Here is a 17,554-nt window from a genome sequence, read left to right on the forward strand (position 1 = left end):
AGGACGGCGGCAAGAGCATAAATGAATCGACAAGAAATTCTTTCTCATCTCCGTGAAAACCAGGAAGTCTCCGTGCTGATCATCGGCGGCGGCATCAATGGTATTGGTGTGTTTCGTGAACTTGCATTGAATGGCGTGGATGTTCTGCTTGTAGAGCGTGGTGATTTTTGCTCAGGGGCGTCAGCGGCTTCTTCGCATATGGCACATGGGGGTATTCGGTATCTTGAAAATGGAGAGTTCCGTCTCGTGCGTGAGGCTGTGCGCGAACGCAATATGTTGTTACAGAACGCGCCGCATCTGGTGAAACCACTTCCCACTACCATCCCTGTTTTCAAGCATTTTTCAGGTCTGTTGAATGCACCATTGAAATTCTTTGGCAAACTGGATAAACCTTCAGAACGCGGTTCGTTCGTCATCAAGATTGGCTTGCGAATGTACGATGCCTACACAGGCCGCCAACGCGTTGTTCCCAAACACAAATTCCTCTCAAGAAAAAAATCTCTCAAAAAGTGGGGTCACCTCAACCCAAAGGTTGTTGGTACAGCTACCTATTATGACGGCGCCATTTTGCAACCTGAACGCTTGGGCGTGGAGTTGATCCTTGATGCCGAGCAGGAAAATCGCGATGCGCGCGCGCTCAATTACATGAGTATGGTCGGGGGCATGGAGAACACCATCATCCTGCGCGATGAGCTGACCGATGAGAATTTCGATGTCAAACCGAAACTTGTCATCAATGCCTCGGGCGCTTGGATCGATACATCGAATAAAAAACTCGGGTTGTCATCCCGTTTTATCGGCGGCACCAAAGGCTCGCATATCGTTGTCAAGCATGATGCACTCCGCGAAGCCATCGGCGATCATGAATTCTTTTTTGAGAACGAAGATGGCCGCATCGTACTCATCTTCCCGTTGTATGACCGTATATTGATCGGCAGTTCGGATATTCCGGTCGACAGCCCGGATGATGTGCGCTGTACGGATGAGGAGATCGAATATTTCCTCGGGATGGTCAAGCGTGTCTTTCCGACCATTGAGTTGTCACGTGACAATATCGTTTTTCAATTCTCAGGCGTTCGTCCATTACCTTTTGCAGGCACGAAGAATGCCGCTCAGATCTCGCGCGATCACAGCATTGAAGTCCTCAGCGGCGATTGGACCAGCCTTATGTTCCCGGTGTACTCTCTCGTTGGCGGCAAGTGGACTTCCTTCCGTGCATTCTCAGAGCAGACTGCAAATAAAGCGTTCGAGTATCTCGGCCTGAAACGGACAAAGGATACCGTGTCCATGCCTATTGGTGGTGGACGTGCCTATCCATCTACTGATGATGAATTGAATCGTCAGTTGGAAAGCCTCTCCGCGTGGACGGCTTTGTCGAAGGAACGCTTACAGGTTTTGTTCGAACGATACGGCACACGCACTGAGACTGTAGCATCCTTTATCAGCGGTGGCTCTGATCAAGTGTTGTCGGGCTTGCCCGATATGTCGCGCCGGGAGATCATGTTCCTTGCTCAGCGTGAAAGAGTGTGCCATCTTGATGATCTTGTTTTGCGGCGGTCTATGCTGGCTATGCTCGGGCGCTTAACGCGCAACGCAGTCCATGAACTGGCTGGGGTGTTGGGTGATGCATTGGGCTGGGACAAAGAACAGAAAACGGCTGAAGCGGAGCGTACGCTGTCCATTCTGGAAGACAGGCACGGGGTTAAATTGTGAAGCGGATGGTAGAATAGGCGCTTATGTCCCCTAAGAAATCCAAATTGAACATTGACCTTGTCATCCCCGTCTATAACGAGGCAGGGGTGGTTGAGCAGACGTATGCAAAAGTCTGCGAGGTCATTGATGCTTTGCCACACGAGTTCACCTTCTATTATGTGGACGATGGCTCGGAAGATGCTACTGCTGAGTCTCTGCATGCGTTGGCAAAGAAGGATAAGCGTGTTGAGGTGCTGGAGCTTTCGCGCAACTTTGGACATCAGGCCGCACTCTCTGCTGGGCTGGATGCAACGACCGGTGATTTTGTGATCTCGATGGATGCGGATGGACAACATCCACCTGCGATGATCGAAGAAATGATCGCATTGTTCGAACAGGGATATGATATTGTGCAGGCCCAGCGCATGGATGAAGGCGGGACAGCCTCGACGTTCAAACGGATTACATCTTCCGCGTTCTATAAATTGATCAATAACATCAGCGGCACGCAGATCATCCCCGGCGCGGCTGATTTTCGTGGCATGAGTAGGCAAGCCGTGGATGCGTTGACAGGCATGCCTGAATATCATCGCTTTCTGCGCGGCATGATCTCAGACATTGGGTATAAAAGTGTTATCCTGCCGTACCGCGAGACAGAACGCCTGGCCGGTGTATCGAAATATTCACTCGGCAAGATGATCCGCCTTGCCATGGATGCGATCTTCTCATTCTCACTTGTGCCTTTGTATATTGGTTTGAGTGCAGGCGGCGTGTTCTTTTTGCTGGCCATCCTTCAGGTGATCTATGTATATTCCAAAGGTGATACAGCCAATTTTGTATCTGGCTGGGGCTCGCTCATGTTTGTCCTTTTGGTCGCCAGTGGTGTGATCTTGATCGTGCTTGGTTTTATCGGCGTATATATCGGTTATATCTTCCAGCAAGTAAAGGGCAGGCCGGTATATCTTTTGAAGAAGGGGCGGGAATGAATTCATCGGAAAAGCCAGTGTATCAATTTACTTTTCTGCGACATGGCGAATCGGTGGGCAACGCCCAATCGCGTTGGCAGGGACAATCCGATTATCCGCTTACTGAAAAGGGACGTGCACAAGCCACCGCTCTTGCCCAACGTTGGAAGTCAGAAGGCATGAAGTTCGATCTGGCGATCACAAGCTCGCTGATGCGCGCTAAAGAAACAGCTGAGATCATTGTCTCAACCCTGAACGTAAATTTGGAAATCGATAACATCTGGCTGGAACGTGCCATCGGCGAAATGGAAGGGCTGACCGCCGATGAGGTCCGCCAGAAACCGAAGCCTCCATACGTTACTCCCTATGATCCTGTCGGTGGTGATGGTGAAGGGGATTGGGCCTTGTACCTGCGCGCAGGGCAGGCTTTGCATGGATTGTTACGAAGACCGGCGGGGAGCTATTTGATCGTTTCGCATGGCGGTTTGTTGAACCAGTTGATGAACGCTATCATCGGTGTAGCTCCTCATGTAGACCCTTCCGGTGTGCGTTTCAGATTTGAGAACACAGCCTTTGCGCGTGTTTTTTATTTCCCTCATCAACATCGCTGGAGCATTGATACGGTCAATGACCGCGGGCATCTACAATCCTTGAAGTAAGAGAGAAACATGTCATTATCAACTGATACGATGAGTCCCATCAATGGCAAGATCAAAATGCTCGCGTTTGGGGCGGGCGCCATTGGAACGTATATTGGTGGAAGTCTTGCCTTGGCCGGATACCCGGTCGTTTTTGTAGAAAAGCAAAAAATTGTGGATGAACTGCGTGAAAAGGGAATGCGCCTCGATCTTACTTTGGATTCCCGCCGTAATACGAAGGATGCGTCGCGGGTGGATCCATCTGCCTTTGTGATCGTTTCTTCCCTCGAAGAAGCGCTTCGTTACGGACCATTTGACGTGGCTCTGTTTGCTTTGAAATCGTTCGACACCCAATCCGCTTTAGAGGGCATCAAACCTTTCGCAGACAAAATACCACCAATCCTATGTCTCTCGAACGGGGTGGCGAACGAACCAGCCATCGCTGAAGCCTTGGGTGCGGAAAAAGTTATTTACGGCACAGTGACCACCGCTATCGGACGGCGCGGCGCGGGCGATATTGTCCTTGAGAAATTGCGCGGTGTTGGCATCGCAAAGGGACATCCGCTTTCGGTCAAGTTGAATTCGGTTTTCAACAAGGCTTTCCTTAATTGCCAACTTTTTGAGAATGCGGCCTCGATGAAATGGTCGAAGATGCTGACGAACCTGATCGCAAATCCAACATCCGCTATTTTGGATATGACCGCTGGGGAAGTGTTTGCAAATAAAGACTTATATAAGATCGAGATCGACATGTTGAAGGAATGTCTTGCCGTGATGCAAGCGCAGGGTTTTGAAGTGGTTGACTTGCCCGGCACGCCGGTCCGCGCGTTGACATTCGCTACGACATTGCCTCTGTGGTTATCCAAGCCTTTGCTTGGGCGGGCGGCAGGTGCAGGTCGCGGTGCCAAGATGCCATCCTTCCACATTGATCTGTATTCTGGCCGAGGCAAAAGCGAAGTGGATTATCTCCACGGTGCGGTGGTGCGTGCAGGCGAGAAACACAACGTGCCAACCCCGGTCAACAAAGCGTTGACCGATACATTGATGGCGCTAACGAATAAGGAAGTCCCATTGGAGCAGTTCGCGCATAAACCTGAAAAATTGGTTGGCATGTTGAAACGTTAGAGCGTTTGTAAGTTAACTTTCCAACATGACAACTTGCCGACATGAAAACGAGTTGTTATGTCTTTCCAAATTATAGAACCAAGAAATATTGTTGAAGTCCATCTCCCTGATGGTCGTGTATTGTCCGGTCCGCGCGGGGCGACGGTGGGGGAGTTCCTCTCTGCGATCGAGCATGAGACGCAATTCGTGGGGGCCATCGTCAATGGGGAATTACGCGAACTGACCCATGTTGTTGATATCGAATCAAATGTCGAGCCTGTGTTGGTAGATTCTGCCGATGGCTCGCGCATCTATCGCCGCTCGTTAACGTTCCTGCTTGAGATGGCCTTTGCTGACTTGTATCCTGACGGTGTTTTGTTTGTGGACCACTCGGTGGGCACGGGGGGATATTACTGTCAGGTAACAGGACGCAACCCGTTATCTGAATCTGAGATCGAGGCGCTTAAAGCTCATATGCAAGGACTGGTCGAAGCGGATATGCCTTTCGGACGAAAGGAAGTTCCGTTACAGGAAGCTATTGAGTACTTCCATTCACATGGCTATGAAGACAAAGCTCAACTGTTCAAGTATCGCAAAAAAGCTTATCTGACTTTATACAGTCTTGGTGATCGTATGGATTATCACCACGGCTATATGGTTCCCTCAACGGGGTATTTGCGTGTGTTCGACCTGATGATCACGAATGGTGGGTTTACGTTGATCTATCCGCGTAGGAATCAGAGTAATGAGTTATTGCCGGTGCCAGACTACCCCAAGTTGCTCTCTGCATTCCGTCAATATGGGAACTGGTTGACGCGTTTGGGAATTGACAATGTCGGTTCATTGAATGAAGCCATCGAAAGCGGCCACGCCGATGAGATCGTGTTGGTCTCTGAAGCATTCCATGAGCAGAACCTTTCGGATATTGCGCGCACAGTGGCTGAACGGCTCGATAAGAGCCATTTGATCTTGATCGCGGGGCCATCTTCTTCGGGCAAGACCACTTCTTCGCGGCGGCTGACGATTCAATTGCTTGCACTGGGTATTTCACCGTTTCCGTTGGAACTCGATAATTATTTTATTGACCGCGATAAAACGCCTCTTGGTGAGGATGGCAAACCCGATTTTGAAACCATCGAAGCGCTCAACCTCCCATTGTTGGCGGAGCATTTACAGAGTCTGATTCGGGGAGAAGAAGTTCAATTGCCGCGATACAACTTCAAGTTAGGGAAGAGCGAGGCGGGGCACGTCATCCAATTGAAACACGGACAGCCAATCATTCTGGAAGGAATCCACGGCATGGACCCGCGACTCATCCCCGAAAGTTTGAGTGGTGAGGCGTTTAGGATCTACGTCTCGGCTCTGACTCAGTTGAACCTGGATCGCCACAATCGCGTTTCCACCACTGACACTCGACTCATCCGACGTATTGTGCGTGATGCGCGCGAGCGTGGCTATAGCGCGGCGCAAACCATTCGCCAATGGGAGTCGGTGCGGCGTGGTGAGAAGCGGCATATCTTCCCATTTCAGGAAAATGCGGATGTGATGTTCAATTCGGCGCTGGCGTATGAGATGGCGGCGTTGAAACCGTTTGCTGAACCGTTACTGCGACAGGTGCAACATGGTACGCGGGAATACATCGAGGCGAAGAGACTTCTTGCGTTCCTCGAATGGTTCCTGCCGTTGGATATTGATCTCGTGCCCGATAATTCGCTGTTACGTGAGTTTCTGGGTGGTTCGATCTTGAAAGATTTTACGGTGTGGAAAGAAGGGTAAGGCAGGCGTGGGTTTTTATGTAAGCCATTTTTCCATAAAGATGAGTTCTTCACGCTGGTAATCAAGCGTTTCATAAAAATGCTGGACTTTTGCATTCTTAGGTTCGATCAAGAGATTGAGTTTCTGACATCCTTTTTTGCGTAAGCGCTCTTCGAGTTGTGCCACAATGGCCGCGCCATAGCCGCGCCCTTGATAGTTGGGGTGTATGGCTAAATGATTGATCCAACCGCGACGCCCATCGTAGGTCCCCATGACCGCTCCAACCAGCACATCATTCTCAATGCCAACTAGAAACAGGTCAGGGTCTCGCTCCATTTTATGGATAACCCCAGCCTGATCGTCGGTGCGACCGAGTGGAATGTCCGTAATTTGCCATAAACCTATTACGGCATCGTAGTCAGTCATTTGAAACTCACGAATCTGCATTCTCTATTTTCCCTTTTCATCATGAAAACTTGGGCAATGCTTGTGTCTATTGGAATTCAGCATTGCTTGTTTGAATAATATACTTTAGAAATTTTGCAGCATCAATCATTCTGACAATTTTTGAACGATACTGTGATCTCTTCTTTCCTTCACGGATATCGATCGCTTCCTGAATTAAAGGGTGCCAACGAGTTGGTAGGCATGTAAGGGCATATTCCGCCGCTTTTGTTTTTGTGACGATCGAATTTTCCCGAAATGTGTAGTATTGTCGTAATACACCTAATACAGCCCATTGGATTCCCCAATCTGAAAGCAGTATAAAGAAACTGTCGATGCGTTTCGTCCAACCGAGCCAGTAAGAATTTAAATTCTTTTTCATCCTGGAAATGAGCAAATTCCAGTCTATGGTGAAAGGTAATTCGGCAGGGTCTTGACCGGTAACTGCTATACCGTGGTTTTTCAATGTCCACCACGTGATGGAGTTGATCTCAAAATATCCTTTTTCATGAAGTTTGCCATCGTGATAATAAGGATGTGGTTCGATCTCGTTTTCAAAACGTCCCAAATCATGAGTTTGGAGGTAAGAGCCAGATAACTTCCATTTGGGGAAATTTTTCTCGATGGTTTTATGGATCTCGGCAAGCTTTTCGAGATCTACTTGATTCGCTTTTCGATGGAGGACGGTGACAAAATCAATGTCGCTGAATTGTTCGTTGAACCCATCTAATGCAATGGAACCGACAATGTAAAAGCCGCTGATCAAATCAGGCAGTTCTTTGTTCGTTAGAACAGCATAGTTTTCCAGGATGGGGTGAATAGGTTCTGGGATTCGTTGATTTATCATTTGTTACTTTTCTCAAAAAGGGATTTGTAGTGACTGCTTCGTAGCTAAGACTGTTTATCCAGTTAAATGAATTAAGTCTTTTTTATTTCTCACGTTTGCCATCTTCTAACTTTCTGCACGATTGCATCAAATGATTTTTGGCTTATTTTATTCATCTTGATATTTTCTTTTACTGGTTTATCTGGTCAACAATCAAATACGAACCAGCAGATTTCATTTCGTAACCGCTGATCGTCTAGGACAAGATCGCGAATCGCATCTGGTAGCTGTTCACGTTGCCATTGACACTCCAATCGACCCGCCTTGTCCCTTTCATCCTCAACAGTAGCCGCTCGTACGGCCTTTATTGCATAGGCGGCTGCACCTAACTCATGTGCCGCAACATGTGCCACTACTGCAGCCTGTCCGGCCGCGTACGCTGCATCTCTAGCCGCTCCGCGTAGATTTCTGGCTGCAGCCATGGCGTGACCGCCTGCGGCTCGAGATTGTGTCATTGGGATTTCACCGCGTACCCATGCCCGTACCTGAGCAATTGCCTGTCGAGGACGCAAATCAGAAGGTTGTGTTGACTCGAATAGGGGCAAAACATGTTCTGCACACATGGCGGCCCATAGGGCGAGCAAGTGATGGTCCGCGTCTGTGAGAGTCCCTCCGCGGCGTATGGTGATAAATCTGGGATCTCGTTTCTTCGGTAATATCATTCATTAGTTTCTGTGTGTTCAAAATATCTTAAGAACCACGCAGAATCTTCTCCATCTTCCTGCCCTTTGCCAACTCGTCCACTAACTTATCCAAATATCGAACCTGCTGTGTCAAAGGATTTTCGATCTCCTCCACACGATATCCACAGATCACTCCAGTGATGAGATGTGCATTCGGGTTTAGTGAGGCGCGTTGGAAAAATGTTTCAAAGGTGACATTTTCCTTTATGAGTTCCTGAAGTTTTTTATGATCGAAATCTGTTAACCATTTGATGACCTGATGTAACTCTTCCTTGGTTCTGCCTTTCTTCTCTATCTTTTCGACATACATCGGATAGATCGAAGCGAAGGTCATTTTTGCGATACGTTCATTGTGTGTGTTGGAATTATTCATATTTGCTTTGTATTTTAAAGTTAATCTTTCAAATTTATAAATCAAATATATTTCTAGTGAATGTTAGAACACAAATTCTATTTTGTCAAATCGAGTATTTTACGTTGCCATGTTTGAGCAAAGGGGGGCAAGCCAACGACTTGTGTCCCTACCGTGGACTCTGCTTAGGAGCCAATAGCCTCATCAATCTTACACAAGTATATCTATCAAGCCTGCGATACCTGCGCCGAGAATGATTATCCAGGAGAATACGGATTTGAATTGATTCTTTGGGTGTTTGAGAAATACTACATGAAGAAACACGTGGATAATAAAGAAAATATCCAAGCCTGTGATTAGGTTTTGGTTTGGCCCGTTTTGTCTATAGAGCCCCCAGAATAAGAGAAGATATAAGGGAATGTGTATGGCTGTAAATACAAAGTAGCCCGTCTTCTCGTTTAACTTGGATAGCAGAGGAAATATTGTCCACTCCTGGCATTTAATAGCGTCCATTTCATGCACGATGATAAACGAAAGACCTATCAAAAAGAAAAAATAGTTTTCCATGCGTGCTATTATGCCAGATTCTTATTTGGCTTGAAGGAAGTGCCTAATCGTTCAAGGCTTCTCCGATGGATGGTCTTCGGGACCGAAATAGGCGTCATACATCGCTGTCTCATCTGCGGTGGGTCGTTCGAACTTCTCTGGAAACTTTAGTAGTACGTCCTCCAGCAAGCTCTTTGCATCTGGACCACCACGTTCCCGCACTCGGCGAGCCAACTCTTGAAGTGGCGCGTCGACGAAATGCAGTTCCGTCGCTGCGCCGGTGTGCACGGCGATCTGTCGAATGGCTTCGCGTTCAGAACGGGACCATGACCCGAACTCGATAATGACCGATACGCCTGCCCGGAGCAGGGTTTCACCATGTCCGATCATATGATCCTGTAACCGAAAACGAATGGGGTAGTCTACCAGACTGATTCCCATCGCCACCAACCATTCGTCCGGGCACAAGCGCACCGCGCCAGTCGCCTTGGCGATCGCGATTGCTCGTGTGGTCTTGCCGGCGCCAGGCAAGCCAAAAATGACATAGAGTTTGGGCCTAATCAAGTGAAACCTCCAGGAAGTTTGGGAATCATCGCGGACACAATTCTGGCTGGATACATGGGATGAACGAGCGTTGCACTCTTGCTGAAGATAAAGACGAGCAATGCAACGTGAATGATAGCAGTGTATGTAATGTTAATCTGCCTTCTGCTTTTCTCTTCAACCATGCAAAGCGCCCTTTGGGGTTGACACTGCTGTTCATCGGTGGGCACTCTTTTTGTCGGCGAAGATCTCATTAGTGACCATTGCTAGTACTTCATCTATACTCTTGTCGAAAACCTGAACTTCGGCAGATTGAGCCATACAGTCATAAATCATTGGCAACTTGCCAATCCAACTGTAAAAACTGCGTTTCTCAAATGACACCTCACTTATCCGTAACCCACTTCCCATTTCTGGAAGGAACCTAACAACATAATGATTTTGGGAATGCCACAATTCTGGATTAGACTGGACTCGATCAGCGAACAAGGATTTATTTTCTTCAACCCAGTCAGAATCTTCAACTTCTTCAAACGGAAAAAAGTCAAGATCCTTTATCTGCAGAACACGTCCATCGATATTTAGCTTGGTGCGATACCGAAAATCTGATAATACACACTGACGAAATTTAACAAGCACAATTTTCGCGGGGGAATTACTCTTTGTTTGAAAAACAACATAAATATTCCTGTTGTAATGAACCAAATGCATTATATGCGCATCATCTTTTACAGGAAAAACTTGAGTCTGGATGTATATTGCCATGCGCTCATTCGCCAACTTAAGCGTTAGAGCGGCTTCTATCTCACTGGCGGCATGATACTCATCCCATCGTTTTTCTAAAACGGCTTGGATGGTTCGTTCACGAGCAATTTCTAAATCTTTTTCTAGATCAGGAATTAACATAATTTATCTTCGAAGAAGTGCCTAACGGTATGCGTTACCTGCGCTGGGGTGGGGACGGCGAAGCCGTCCAACCAGAAAAGTGCTTAGGCCTAGAAAACTGCTTGAGATTGCCGCGAATCTCCAGTGTTGCACACGATGTTAGGCGCGATCTTAAAGTAAAGTTGTTTTTACAAGGACTCGCTTCAGTCTTTCCAGAAGCCTATTTCGCTCTCATTCATTAATTTAACACAAGTTGATGCAATTTCCGACGAAAGAATTTCTAAGTTTGTAACGGTCCTTGCTGTGCTATCTTTGTCTAATTTATAAGCAGCACTAATTTCAATTGCTCCAAACCTCCCTTTTGGGCATTGTAGAGGTAGATAAAAACGTATTTTCTCATCTAGAATATCAGGGTTATTGAAAAACTCTTCATTATCATCTACTAGCGGACTTCCATTGCGGATTACGATGCAGATGGGGTTGGAGAGTTTTATATTCATGTTCATTCTTCTTTGATAATACTTACTTCCTGCGCCTTTGTAAAATCTCACTAAAAGATTAGGCTCCAGTAAGGCAATACCAACAAACAAAAAGTTGATACGTTCCTTGACAATTTGAACAACTTTCTCTGCATACTCACCTAAAGAGCGTGCATGGATGCCTGTTACCTTTAGTTCATCAAGACATTGGCTGTAAACTGGTTCTATGGTTGAAATCATATTTTGTCCCAGCTAAACCTATTTGATTTACTTATACTAAACGCCCAACTATGTTTTATACAGCATTATACGCCCAGCCTTATTTCTCTGTATGTGCGCGCGTGCGTTTGATGTAGGCGTGGGGCGATATGCCGATCACGGCGCTAAATTCACGGATGAAGTGCGATTGATCGTAAAAACCAAAATTGGCGGCTACTTCTGCTGAGGATCTGCCATCCGTTTGTTTAAGGGCGAGGCGGGCGGCGTCCACGCGCATGAGTTGGGCGTATTGCTTGGGCGTCATACCCACCTGTGTTTGGTAGATGCGTTCCATTTGCCGTTGGCTGATCGATAACTCCCGCGCCAGTTCAGGGATCGAGTACAGTCCGTTCGATGTTTTGAGTCGTTGCAGTGAAGCAGGGATGAGCACATTTTGTTCCCTGCCAGGTTTCAGACGGGAGAAAAGCCAATTTTCGAGCAGGCAAATTCGAGCGCGGAGAGAGGCGGTCTCTTGTAAACGTCCATGCAGTTGTAACAGGCTGGGCCTATCCAGCGCATCCAAAAGATTGATCTCGTTCTGTAATTCAACGAGCGGAATGCCGAGAAAGGGGAATGCCGCGCCTTCGTAGAACCGAATGCCCATCAAGTCTATGTTGCCGAAGAAACCCATGGCGCGCGAAACTGTGTTGGACCCATCCAGGAATATGGGGTCTGTCACCATCTGTGTGCCCAAACGCACTGCATCTCCAAAATTGAAAACCACCCCATACCCGCCGCGCGGATTCATAAATTCCTCGTGATAGGTGTGAAGGGGATTCTTTCGTTGAAAATACCAATACGACTGCACGTAAGGTTTCAACGCCGGGTTGGGTTGTAGCAGTTGAAAGCCAAGATATGCTAATTTGGTTTCGGGTGTTTGGGGCATGCTATCTCGAAGATGTCGAAAAAGTACAATATTTTCAGTGACGTTCTCGATATTATAAGGCGAAAATAAACAGGAGATTGATAATGACAAAAGCTTACACAATTGGGATCGTTGCATTCGATGGAGTATTAACTGCTGAAGTGGTTGGCCCCGCCGAGGTATTTGGCATTGCGGGTAAACAGGATTGGTTCAAGAATGCGAAAGTGCTATTGATCGGGATCAATGAGCGCCCCATGATCGTGACCGAGGAGGGGCTTCAGCTTGCCGTGAACGCCACGATCGCCGATGACCTCTCGCTGGATGTGTTGCTCGTGCCCGGCGGTAATGACATGAGTCCGCTTCTTGAGAATGAAGCGCTGAATGCCTTTATTCAAAAACAAGAGCAGGATGCGCAGTGGGTGGGGAGTGTCTGTGCGGGAGCGTTTCTCTTGGGCAATGCTGGCGTATTGGATGGTAAACAGGCCACCACCTGGTTTGGCGGCGAGACGAGTTTGCAGACTCAGTTCCCCGCAATTCAAGTTATTCACGATCAAGCGGTGGTGATCGACAAGCGCCGCATCACTGCTAACGGAGGGTTGGTCAGTTATCGAGCGGCCTTGATCCTACTCGGACAACTGGTCGGCCCCGATCACGCGAAAGAAGTATACGAAACCCTTGGCATGCACCGCCTTGGCACTTGGGCTGATATCGAAGCGAGCATTGTCGCCTCATGAAATGATTTGAGATCAGGGAGCTTGCTCCTGTATTGCTCGACAACAAATTAATTAACAACACGACTATGAAAAGGAAACCTTGATGTACAAACTTATGCAAGAAAAAGATTTTGAACTCCGCCCTGGCGGCACTGTGAGATTTGAAGGCGCCCCGCATGGCTCTGGTGCTTCATTCTTCCACGTCAGATCAGAACCGGGCAAGGGGTCTTCCCTGCACAAACATCCCTACCCTGAGACCTGGGTTGTCCGCGCCGGGAAAGTCCGCTTCACTGTAGGGGATGAGCAGATCGAGACCGATGCAGGTCACATCGTTGTAGCTGGAGCGAACATCCCTCACAAATACACCAACATCGGAACCGACATACTCGAACTCTTCTGTATCCACCCTTCACCGCAGATCCTTCAAGAAGCCGTTGCAGAATAATGGTCTTAACTAAAGAGCACACAGAGTTCTCTGTGTGCTCTTTAGCAAATGTGTCTTTGACGATCAGGCTACTTTGATGATGATCTTCCCGCGAGCATGTTCTTTTTCGAAATGCCAGAGCGCTTTCGCAGTTTCACTGAGAGGATACACCTTATCAATCACAGGAACGACCTTGCGTGATCCGAGAAGTTCTGCAATGAAAGCCAGGTCATCGCTTTTCACTTCGGCCGTGTTCATCATGCCGATCTGCTGTCCCTTTGATGCCAATAACGATCCCAGCGATAGGATATGGATCATGTGGGGCATGGTGGAGAAACCTGCCATCACGAATTTTCCGTTGGGAGCCAATACACGTTTGTAGTCGAAGATCGAGCGACTTGCGGCTACATCGTAGATCAAGTCGTATTGTTTCCCGTTCTTTGTGAAGTCTTCTTTGGTGTAATCGATCACGTGGTCTGCGCCGATGGAACGTACCATGTCCATGTTCCGTGTACTGCATACCCCAGTTACTTCGGCGCCATAATATTTGGCAATCATCACCGCAAAAGTCCCTACGCCGCCGGACGCGCCATTGATCAAAACCTTCTGCCCGGACTGGATCTTCCCTGTATCGCGGAGGCCTTGTAGGGCGGTCAATGCGGCCATTGGGGCAGCGGCGGCCTCTTCGAATGAAACGTTGTTAGGTTTGTGTGCCAGTGCATCTTCCGGTGCGCAAACATACTCAGTGTATGCGCCAGACCTGACTTCTCCGAATACCTCGTCCCCCGGCTTGAACATCGTAACCTTGCTTCCAACCGCTTCCACGATCCCTGAGAAATCGGCACCGAGACCGGGGTCTTGTGGCTTGAATAACCCAACACTCGTGCGAACAAGGAAAGGCACTGCTCTTACAAAACGCCAGTCATACGAATTGATAGACGCCGCATGGACTTTCACGAGAACCTCGGATTCGTTGGGTGTGGGCTTCTCCATGTCAACGAGTTGAACACCATCGGGTGAACCATACTTATACCGGACACTTGCTTTCATGTATTCTTCTCCTAAAATTGGTCGGCTATTTGTTGTCTATATTTATAACGAATAGGTGGTGCGAAATATTCGGCTGAATTTGGGATTGTTTACTTTACGGTGATCACCACATTTCCCTTTTTGTGGCCCTTGTCAACATATCGGTGGGCTTCGACAATTTGTTCCAACGGATAGCGTCTATCTATTACCGGTTTTAGCTTCTCTGCTTCAATGAGCTCCCTGATGAAAATCAACGCTTCATTCTTTTCGACTGACATTCCACTGATAACTTTCTTGCCGCCCGTGATCGAAGTCCATAACATGAGAACACGGTTTGTTATCAGGCCAACAGTTGGAAGATAGCAGCCGTTTTTCTTTAGCGAAACTTTGCAATGTGAAAACGAACTCTTTCCTACCGTATCGAAAATAATGTCATATGTCTCGCCGTTCTTGGTGAAATCTTCTTTGGTGTAATCAATGACCTTGTCCGCTCCCAGAGATTTTACCAAGTCCATATTTGTAGTACTGCATACCCCGGTCACTTCCGCTCCAAAATATTTGGCAAGTTGTACTGCATAAACGCCAATACTTCCTGATGCGCCAATGATAAGGACCTTCTGTCCGTGCTGAATATTTGCTTTGTCTCTAAGGAAAAACAATGATGTTGTTGCGCCATCAACTGTGGCAACGGCTTCTTCATAGGTCTTATTGGCTGGTTTGACTGCCAGCGAACTTTTTTCGGGCAGGCAGATGTAATCGGCATAAGCGCCAATATTAAAACCGGCAAATCCAAAAACCTGGTCCCCTTTTTTGAATCGCCTTACTTTCCTGCCAACGGATTCTATTTCCCCTGCCAGTTCAATCCCAAGTATTCTGAATTTTTTTCTTGGCCCTCGAAACCCGAAGATCATTCTGCCCCAAAGTGGCTCGCCCTTTCGCATCATACTCTCTGCCGCTGTTACTGTTGTCGCATGGACTCGTATCAGTACTTCATTGTCTTTTGGGGTGGGCTTCTCTGCCGCTAAGAGTTCAAGAACATCGGGTGAACCGTATTTGTAATAAACAATAGCTTTCATATTAAAAATCCTTTTTTAATTTATATTCATTTATGCAGGCTCAGGAGTGATCGCGGAAACATTGAATCCTTTAGCGATGAACCATACCGCCATTACCATTTCCTGAAGAAGGATCGGAAGATTCATGATCACCACTGCTGTTGACATGCCTGACTCCACGATGTGGAACATCATGAGAAAGGCTGTGGAAAAATGTAACAGGATGGCGACGAGGCCCCAAACCGATATCCAGCGAGGGACAAGCTTCGAGCGATAGAGCAGGTAATACAGCATCAAGGCATCGAGACTGAAAATGATGATCAGAACATTGCTGATCGAATCGTTTCCCTTTAAGAGCATATCTCCCAAGGTTTGAAGATAAGGCAAGTTGGATGCTCCCGAGGCTGTATATTCATGGCTTACGATGATCAGGAACAACCAACAGATGACCATGGCGATATAGGCAGTTGTTTCTAGTGCGCCTCTGAAAATAACGTATCCGATTGCTAATACTTCATTTTGTTTCTTGAGAACGGGAAACAACAGAGCCGAAACCATTGCTAACGTCAGTCCCATTGTGAGCACGAGCAAGGCGCCAATGATCATTGGGTTTTCGTTGACAGATATTTCCCCCAGAACATCTGAACTTCCCAAGGTTGATTGCGTTACGACGACACTGAGTATACCCGCCACTGTCCCAATGATGTATAACACTCCCGCGCCCACTGCGTTCATTCTATATGTGTTCATTCTTTCTCCCTTTTGAAAGGTGATGATTTCGTCAAAACGCTTGTGGTATCCAATTCCACGCATACCAGATCGTTATTCCATTGAACACGAGGCTGACAGCGATCAAGAACCTGTCATAAGCGGACGGGTAAGTGGGTAATCCAATAAGGTTGAATAGTAAAAAGAATCCAGCCATAATGATGTTCACCCAACGATTAGCAGGATAAGGCAACGTCACGCACAAGACAACCATCACGATGGGGAGCACCATTAAGGATGCTATCAATAACCACATAGGTTGTGTGAATTTGGTGATTTGCTCTTTCATTGCTTGTGTCTGAGTGTCACCGCTGAATATTCGCAGTACGTCTCCCAACAGGTAAGTCAACATCGTGGCGACCCATAATGCCGAAAGTTTTATTTGAATATCTTCCATGCTCTACTCTCCTCTGTGCATAGTGAGAAAATAATGGTCATGCGGCGATAGTGATGACCACACTTCCTGCCTTGTTGCCACTCTCGACATATCGATGAGCATCAGCGGCTCTTTCCATCGGAAAGCGTTTGTCTACGATCGCCTTGATCTTTCCCTCCTCTGCAAGTTTCTTGATGAGTTCCAGGTCTTGCGGTGTTTCTGTGGAAAACGCACAAATAACCTTTTTGCCGCTCGACTTTGATGTCTGCAACATTTGGAAGACTTGTTTCATCTTGAAACTGGCGAGAAGATAAATTCCATTCGGCTTGAGCGAGTTCTTGCATTTCTCGAAGGAGCTTTTGTTCATGATGTCAAAGATCAAGTCGTAGGTCTCGCCATTTTTGGTGAAATCTTCCTTGGTGTAATCAATGACTTTGTCTGCGCCCAACGCTTTGACAAATCCCAGCCGTGGCGTACCACATACACCGGTAACCTCGGCGCCGTAATATTTCGCAAGCTGAACCGCGGCGGAACCGATGCCACCCGAAGCGCCGTTGATCAACACTTTTTGTCCGCGTTGAATGTTTACTTTTCGGAGTAATGTCATGGCGGTCAACGCTCCATACGGGACGGTTGCCGCTTCATCGTAACTCATGTTTGATGGCATTGTTGTTACTGTCCCGTTTTCGGGGACACACAAATACTCGGCGTTGGCACCCATGCTTTGTCCGCGGTACCCAAACACTCGGTCGCCTTTTTTGAAGCGCTGTACATCCTTGCCTGTCCCTTCGACCATGCCTGCAAATTCGCTTCCCAAAATATTGACTCTGGGTTTTGTAATTCCAAAATATAAACGGGAAGGTAGCCAAAGAGGGAGTGGCATCGAGAATTTACTGGGTGTGATCGCCTTGAAATTGCGTGCCCAAAGATCGCCAACATTGATAGATACCGCATGGACTTTGATTAGGATCTCGTTATCCTTGGGACTGGGTTTCTCCATCTCTTTGAGATGAAGTACATCGGGTGAGCCGTATTCTGTGAGCGTAATTGCTTTCATAATGAGTTTCTCCGTCTTCTTTCTGTTATCGATAAAC

The 17,554-nt window shown here is 47.5% G+C and carries 20 protein-coding genes; 7 read left to right on the forward strand and 13 right to left on the reverse strand.

Annotated features, from left to right (window positions below):
• Positions 1 to 21: 21 nt before the first annotated feature.
• Genes IPP66_11040 through IPP66_11060 form a run of 5 tightly spaced genes read left to right on the forward strand, consistent with a single transcriptional unit; the run spans position 22 to position 6,175 of the window.
• The gene (locus IPP66_11040; GenBank protein MBK9925815.1) at positions 22 to 1,713 is read left to right on the forward strand and encodes a glycerol-3-phosphate dehydrogenase/oxidase; all 1,692 of its coding nucleotides are present in this window, start codon (positions 22 to 24) and stop codon (positions 1,711 to 1,713) included.
• 23 nt (positions 1,714 to 1,736) lie between these two features.
• Complete coding sequence (locus tag IPP66_11045; GenBank protein MBK9925816.1) at positions 1,737 to 2,678, forward strand: glycosyltransferase; 942 nt, start codon at positions 1,737 to 1,739, stop codon at positions 2,676 to 2,678.
• Complete coding sequence (locus tag IPP66_11050; GenBank protein MBK9925817.1) at positions 2,675 to 3,316, forward strand: histidine phosphatase family protein; 642 nt, start codon at positions 2,675 to 2,677, stop codon at positions 3,314 to 3,316. The genes IPP66_11045 and IPP66_11050 overlap by 4 nt, the downstream gene beginning before the upstream one ends.
• Before the next feature lie 51 nt (positions 3,317 to 3,367).
• Complete coding sequence (locus IPP66_11055; GenBank protein ID MBK9925818.1) at positions 3,368 to 4,420, forward strand: ketopantoate reductase family protein; 1,053 nt, start codon at positions 3,368 to 3,370, stop codon at positions 4,418 to 4,420.
• Positions 4,421 to 4,477: 57 nt separating this feature from the next.
• Entirely contained in the window at positions 4,478 to 6,175 is a 1,698-nt protein-coding gene (locus IPP66_11060) for a TGS domain-containing protein (GenBank protein MBK9925819.1), read from the forward strand.
• 15 nt (positions 6,176 to 6,190) lie between these two features.
• Here the strand turns inward: IPP66_11060 and IPP66_11065 are convergent, their stop codons facing one another.
• The 8 genes from IPP66_11065 to IPP66_11100 form a co-directional block, all read right to left on the reverse strand.
• Complete coding sequence (locus tag IPP66_11065) at positions 6,191 to 6,601, reverse strand: GNAT family acetyltransferase (GenBank protein ID MBK9925820.1); 411 nt, start codon at positions 6,599 to 6,601, stop codon at positions 6,191 to 6,193.
• A gap of 46 nt (positions 6,602 to 6,647) precedes the next feature.
• Complete coding sequence (locus tag IPP66_11070) at positions 6,648 to 7,445, reverse strand: DUF4111 domain-containing protein (GenBank protein MBK9925821.1); 798 nt, start codon at positions 7,443 to 7,445, stop codon at positions 6,648 to 6,650.
• Positions 7,446 to 7,630: 185 nt separating this feature from the next.
• The gene (locus IPP66_11075; protein ID MBK9925822.1) at positions 7,631 to 8,146 is read right to left on the reverse strand and encodes a hypothetical protein; all 516 of its coding nucleotides are present in this window, start codon (positions 8,144 to 8,146) and stop codon (positions 7,631 to 7,633) included.
• Positions 8,147 to 8,174: 28 nt separating this feature from the next.
• Positions 8,175 to 8,540, reverse strand: coding sequence for a DUF2200 domain-containing protein (locus IPP66_11080; protein MBK9925823.1), 366 nt, complete (start codon positions 8,538 to 8,540; stop codon positions 8,175 to 8,177).
• 597 nt (positions 8,541 to 9,137) lie between these two features.
• Positions 9,138 to 9,629, reverse strand: coding sequence for an ATP-binding protein (locus IPP66_11085; GenBank protein MBK9925824.1), 492 nt, complete (start codon positions 9,627 to 9,629; stop codon positions 9,138 to 9,140).
• Between the two features lie 195 nt (positions 9,630 to 9,824).
• Positions 9,825 to 10,514: a hypothetical protein gene (locus IPP66_11090; protein MBK9925825.1), complete on the reverse strand. Its 690-nt coding sequence runs from the start codon at positions 10,512 to 10,514 to the stop codon at positions 9,825 to 9,827.
• A gap of 182 nt (positions 10,515 to 10,696) precedes the next feature.
• Positions 10,697 to 11,212 (reverse strand): hypothetical protein, encoded by a 516-nt coding sequence (locus IPP66_11095; protein ID MBK9925826.1) that lies wholly within the window; start codon positions 11,210 to 11,212, stop codon positions 10,697 to 10,699.
• Between the two features lie 79 nt (positions 11,213 to 11,291).
• Complete coding sequence (locus IPP66_11100) at positions 11,292 to 12,116, reverse strand: AraC family transcriptional regulator (GenBank protein ID MBK9925827.1); 825 nt, start codon at positions 12,114 to 12,116, stop codon at positions 11,292 to 11,294.
• Between the two features lie 83 nt (positions 12,117 to 12,199).
• Between IPP66_11100 and IPP66_11105 the strand changes: the two genes are divergently transcribed.
• Together IPP66_11105 and IPP66_11110 are read left to right on the forward strand one after the other, a co-directional pair.
• A complete protein-coding gene (locus IPP66_11105; GenBank protein MBK9925828.1) occupies positions 12,200 to 12,829 on the forward strand; it encodes a DJ-1/PfpI family protein in 630 nt (209 codons plus the stop codon).
• A gap of 82 nt (positions 12,830 to 12,911) precedes the next feature.
• Positions 12,912 to 13,253: a cupin domain-containing protein gene (locus tag IPP66_11110; GenBank protein ID MBK9925829.1), complete on the forward strand. Its 342-nt coding sequence runs from the start codon at positions 12,912 to 12,914 to the stop codon at positions 13,251 to 13,253.
• Between the two features lie 63 nt (positions 13,254 to 13,316).
• On the opposite strand, the gene IPP66_11115 is transcribed toward IPP66_11110, so the two are convergent.
• From IPP66_11115 to IPP66_11135, 5 genes are all read right to left on the reverse strand, one after another.
• Positions 13,317 to 14,282, reverse strand: coding sequence for an NAD(P)-dependent alcohol dehydrogenase (locus IPP66_11115; protein ID MBK9925830.1), 966 nt, complete (start codon positions 14,280 to 14,282; stop codon positions 13,317 to 13,319).
• Positions 14,283 to 14,371: 89 nt separating this feature from the next.
• Positions 14,372 to 15,337, reverse strand: coding sequence for an NAD(P)-dependent alcohol dehydrogenase (locus IPP66_11120; GenBank protein MBK9925831.1), 966 nt, complete (start codon positions 15,335 to 15,337; stop codon positions 14,372 to 14,374).
• A gap of 30 nt (positions 15,338 to 15,367) precedes the next feature.
• On the reverse strand, positions 15,368 to 16,066 hold the full coding sequence (locus tag IPP66_11125; GenBank protein MBK9925832.1) for a DUF4386 domain-containing protein: 699 nt from the start codon (positions 16,064 to 16,066) through the stop codon (positions 15,368 to 15,370).
• 31 nt (positions 16,067 to 16,097) lie between these two features.
• Positions 16,098 to 16,481 (reverse strand): hypothetical protein, encoded by a 384-nt coding sequence (locus tag IPP66_11130; protein MBK9925833.1) that lies wholly within the window; start codon positions 16,479 to 16,481, stop codon positions 16,098 to 16,100.
• Positions 16,482 to 16,518: 37 nt separating this feature from the next.
• A complete protein-coding gene (locus tag IPP66_11135) occupies positions 16,519 to 17,517 on the reverse strand; it encodes an NAD(P)-dependent alcohol dehydrogenase (protein MBK9925834.1) in 999 nt (332 codons plus the stop codon).
• Positions 17,518 to 17,554: the final 37 nt, after the last annotated feature.

The organism is Candidatus Defluviilinea proxima, from assembly GCA_016721115.1.
In the GTDB taxonomy this organism is placed as follows: domain Bacteria; phylum Chloroflexota; class Anaerolineae; order Anaerolineales; family Villigracilaceae; genus Defluviilinea; species Defluviilinea proxima.

Bases quoted from the DNA above. Each gene is read 5' to 3' on its own strand.
- IPP66_11110 (MBK9925829.1), top strand. From the start codon at position 12,912: ATGTACAAACTTATGCAAGAAAAAGATTTTGAACTCCGCCCTGGCGGC.
- IPP66_11075 (MBK9925822.1), bottom strand. From the start codon at position 8,146: ATGATATTACCGAAGAAACGAGATCCCAGATTTATCACCATACGCCGC.
- IPP66_11080 (MBK9925823.1), bottom strand. From the start codon at position 8,540: ATGAATAATTCCAACACACACAATGAACGTATCGCAAAAATGACCTTC.
- IPP66_11040 (MBK9925815.1), top strand. From the start codon at position 22: ATGAATCGACAAGAAATTCTTTCTCATCTCCGTGAAAACCAGGAAGTC.
- IPP66_11130 (MBK9925833.1), bottom strand. From the start codon at position 16,481: ATGGAAGATATTCAAATAAAACTTTCGGCATTATGGGTCGCCACGATG.
- IPP66_11135 (MBK9925834.1), bottom strand. From the start codon at position 17,517: ATGAAAGCAATTACGCTCACAGAATACGGCTCACCCGATGTACTTCAT.
- IPP66_11090 (MBK9925825.1), bottom strand. From the start codon at position 10,514: ATGTTAATTCCTGATCTAGAAAAAGATTTAGAAATTGCTCGTGAACGA.
- IPP66_11065 (MBK9925820.1), bottom strand. From the start codon at position 6,601: ATGCAGATTCGTGAGTTTCAAATGACTGACTACGATGCCGTAATAGGT.
- IPP66_11045 (MBK9925816.1), top strand. From the start codon at position 1,737: ATGTCCCCTAAGAAATCCAAATTGAACATTGACCTTGTCATCCCCGTC.
- IPP66_11095 (MBK9925826.1), bottom strand. From the start codon at position 11,212: ATGATTTCAACCATAGAACCAGTTTACAGCCAATGTCTTGATGAACTA.
- IPP66_11115 (MBK9925830.1), bottom strand. From the start codon at position 14,282: ATGAAAGCAAGTGTCCGGTATAAGTATGGTTCACCCGATGGTGTTCAA.
- IPP66_11100 (MBK9925827.1), bottom strand. From the start codon at position 12,116: ATGCCCCAAACACCCGAAACCAAATTAGCATATCTTGGCTTTCAACTG.
- IPP66_11120 (MBK9925831.1), bottom strand. From the start codon at position 15,337: ATGAAAGCTATTGTTTATTACAAATACGGTTCACCCGATGTTCTTGAA.
- IPP66_11105 (MBK9925828.1), top strand. From the start codon at position 12,200: ATGACAAAAGCTTACACAATTGGGATCGTTGCATTCGATGGAGTATTA.
- IPP66_11125 (MBK9925832.1), bottom strand. From the start codon at position 16,066: ATGAACACATATAGAATGAACGCAGTGGGCGCGGGAGTGTTATACATC.
- IPP66_11070 (MBK9925821.1), bottom strand. From the start codon at position 7,445: ATGATAAATCAACGAATCCCAGAACCTATTCACCCCATCCTGGAAAAC.
- IPP66_11060 (MBK9925819.1), top strand. From the start codon at position 4,478: ATGTCTTTCCAAATTATAGAACCAAGAAATATTGTTGAAGTCCATCTC.
- IPP66_11050 (MBK9925817.1), top strand. From the start codon at position 2,675: ATGAATTCATCGGAAAAGCCAGTGTATCAATTTACTTTTCTGCGACAT.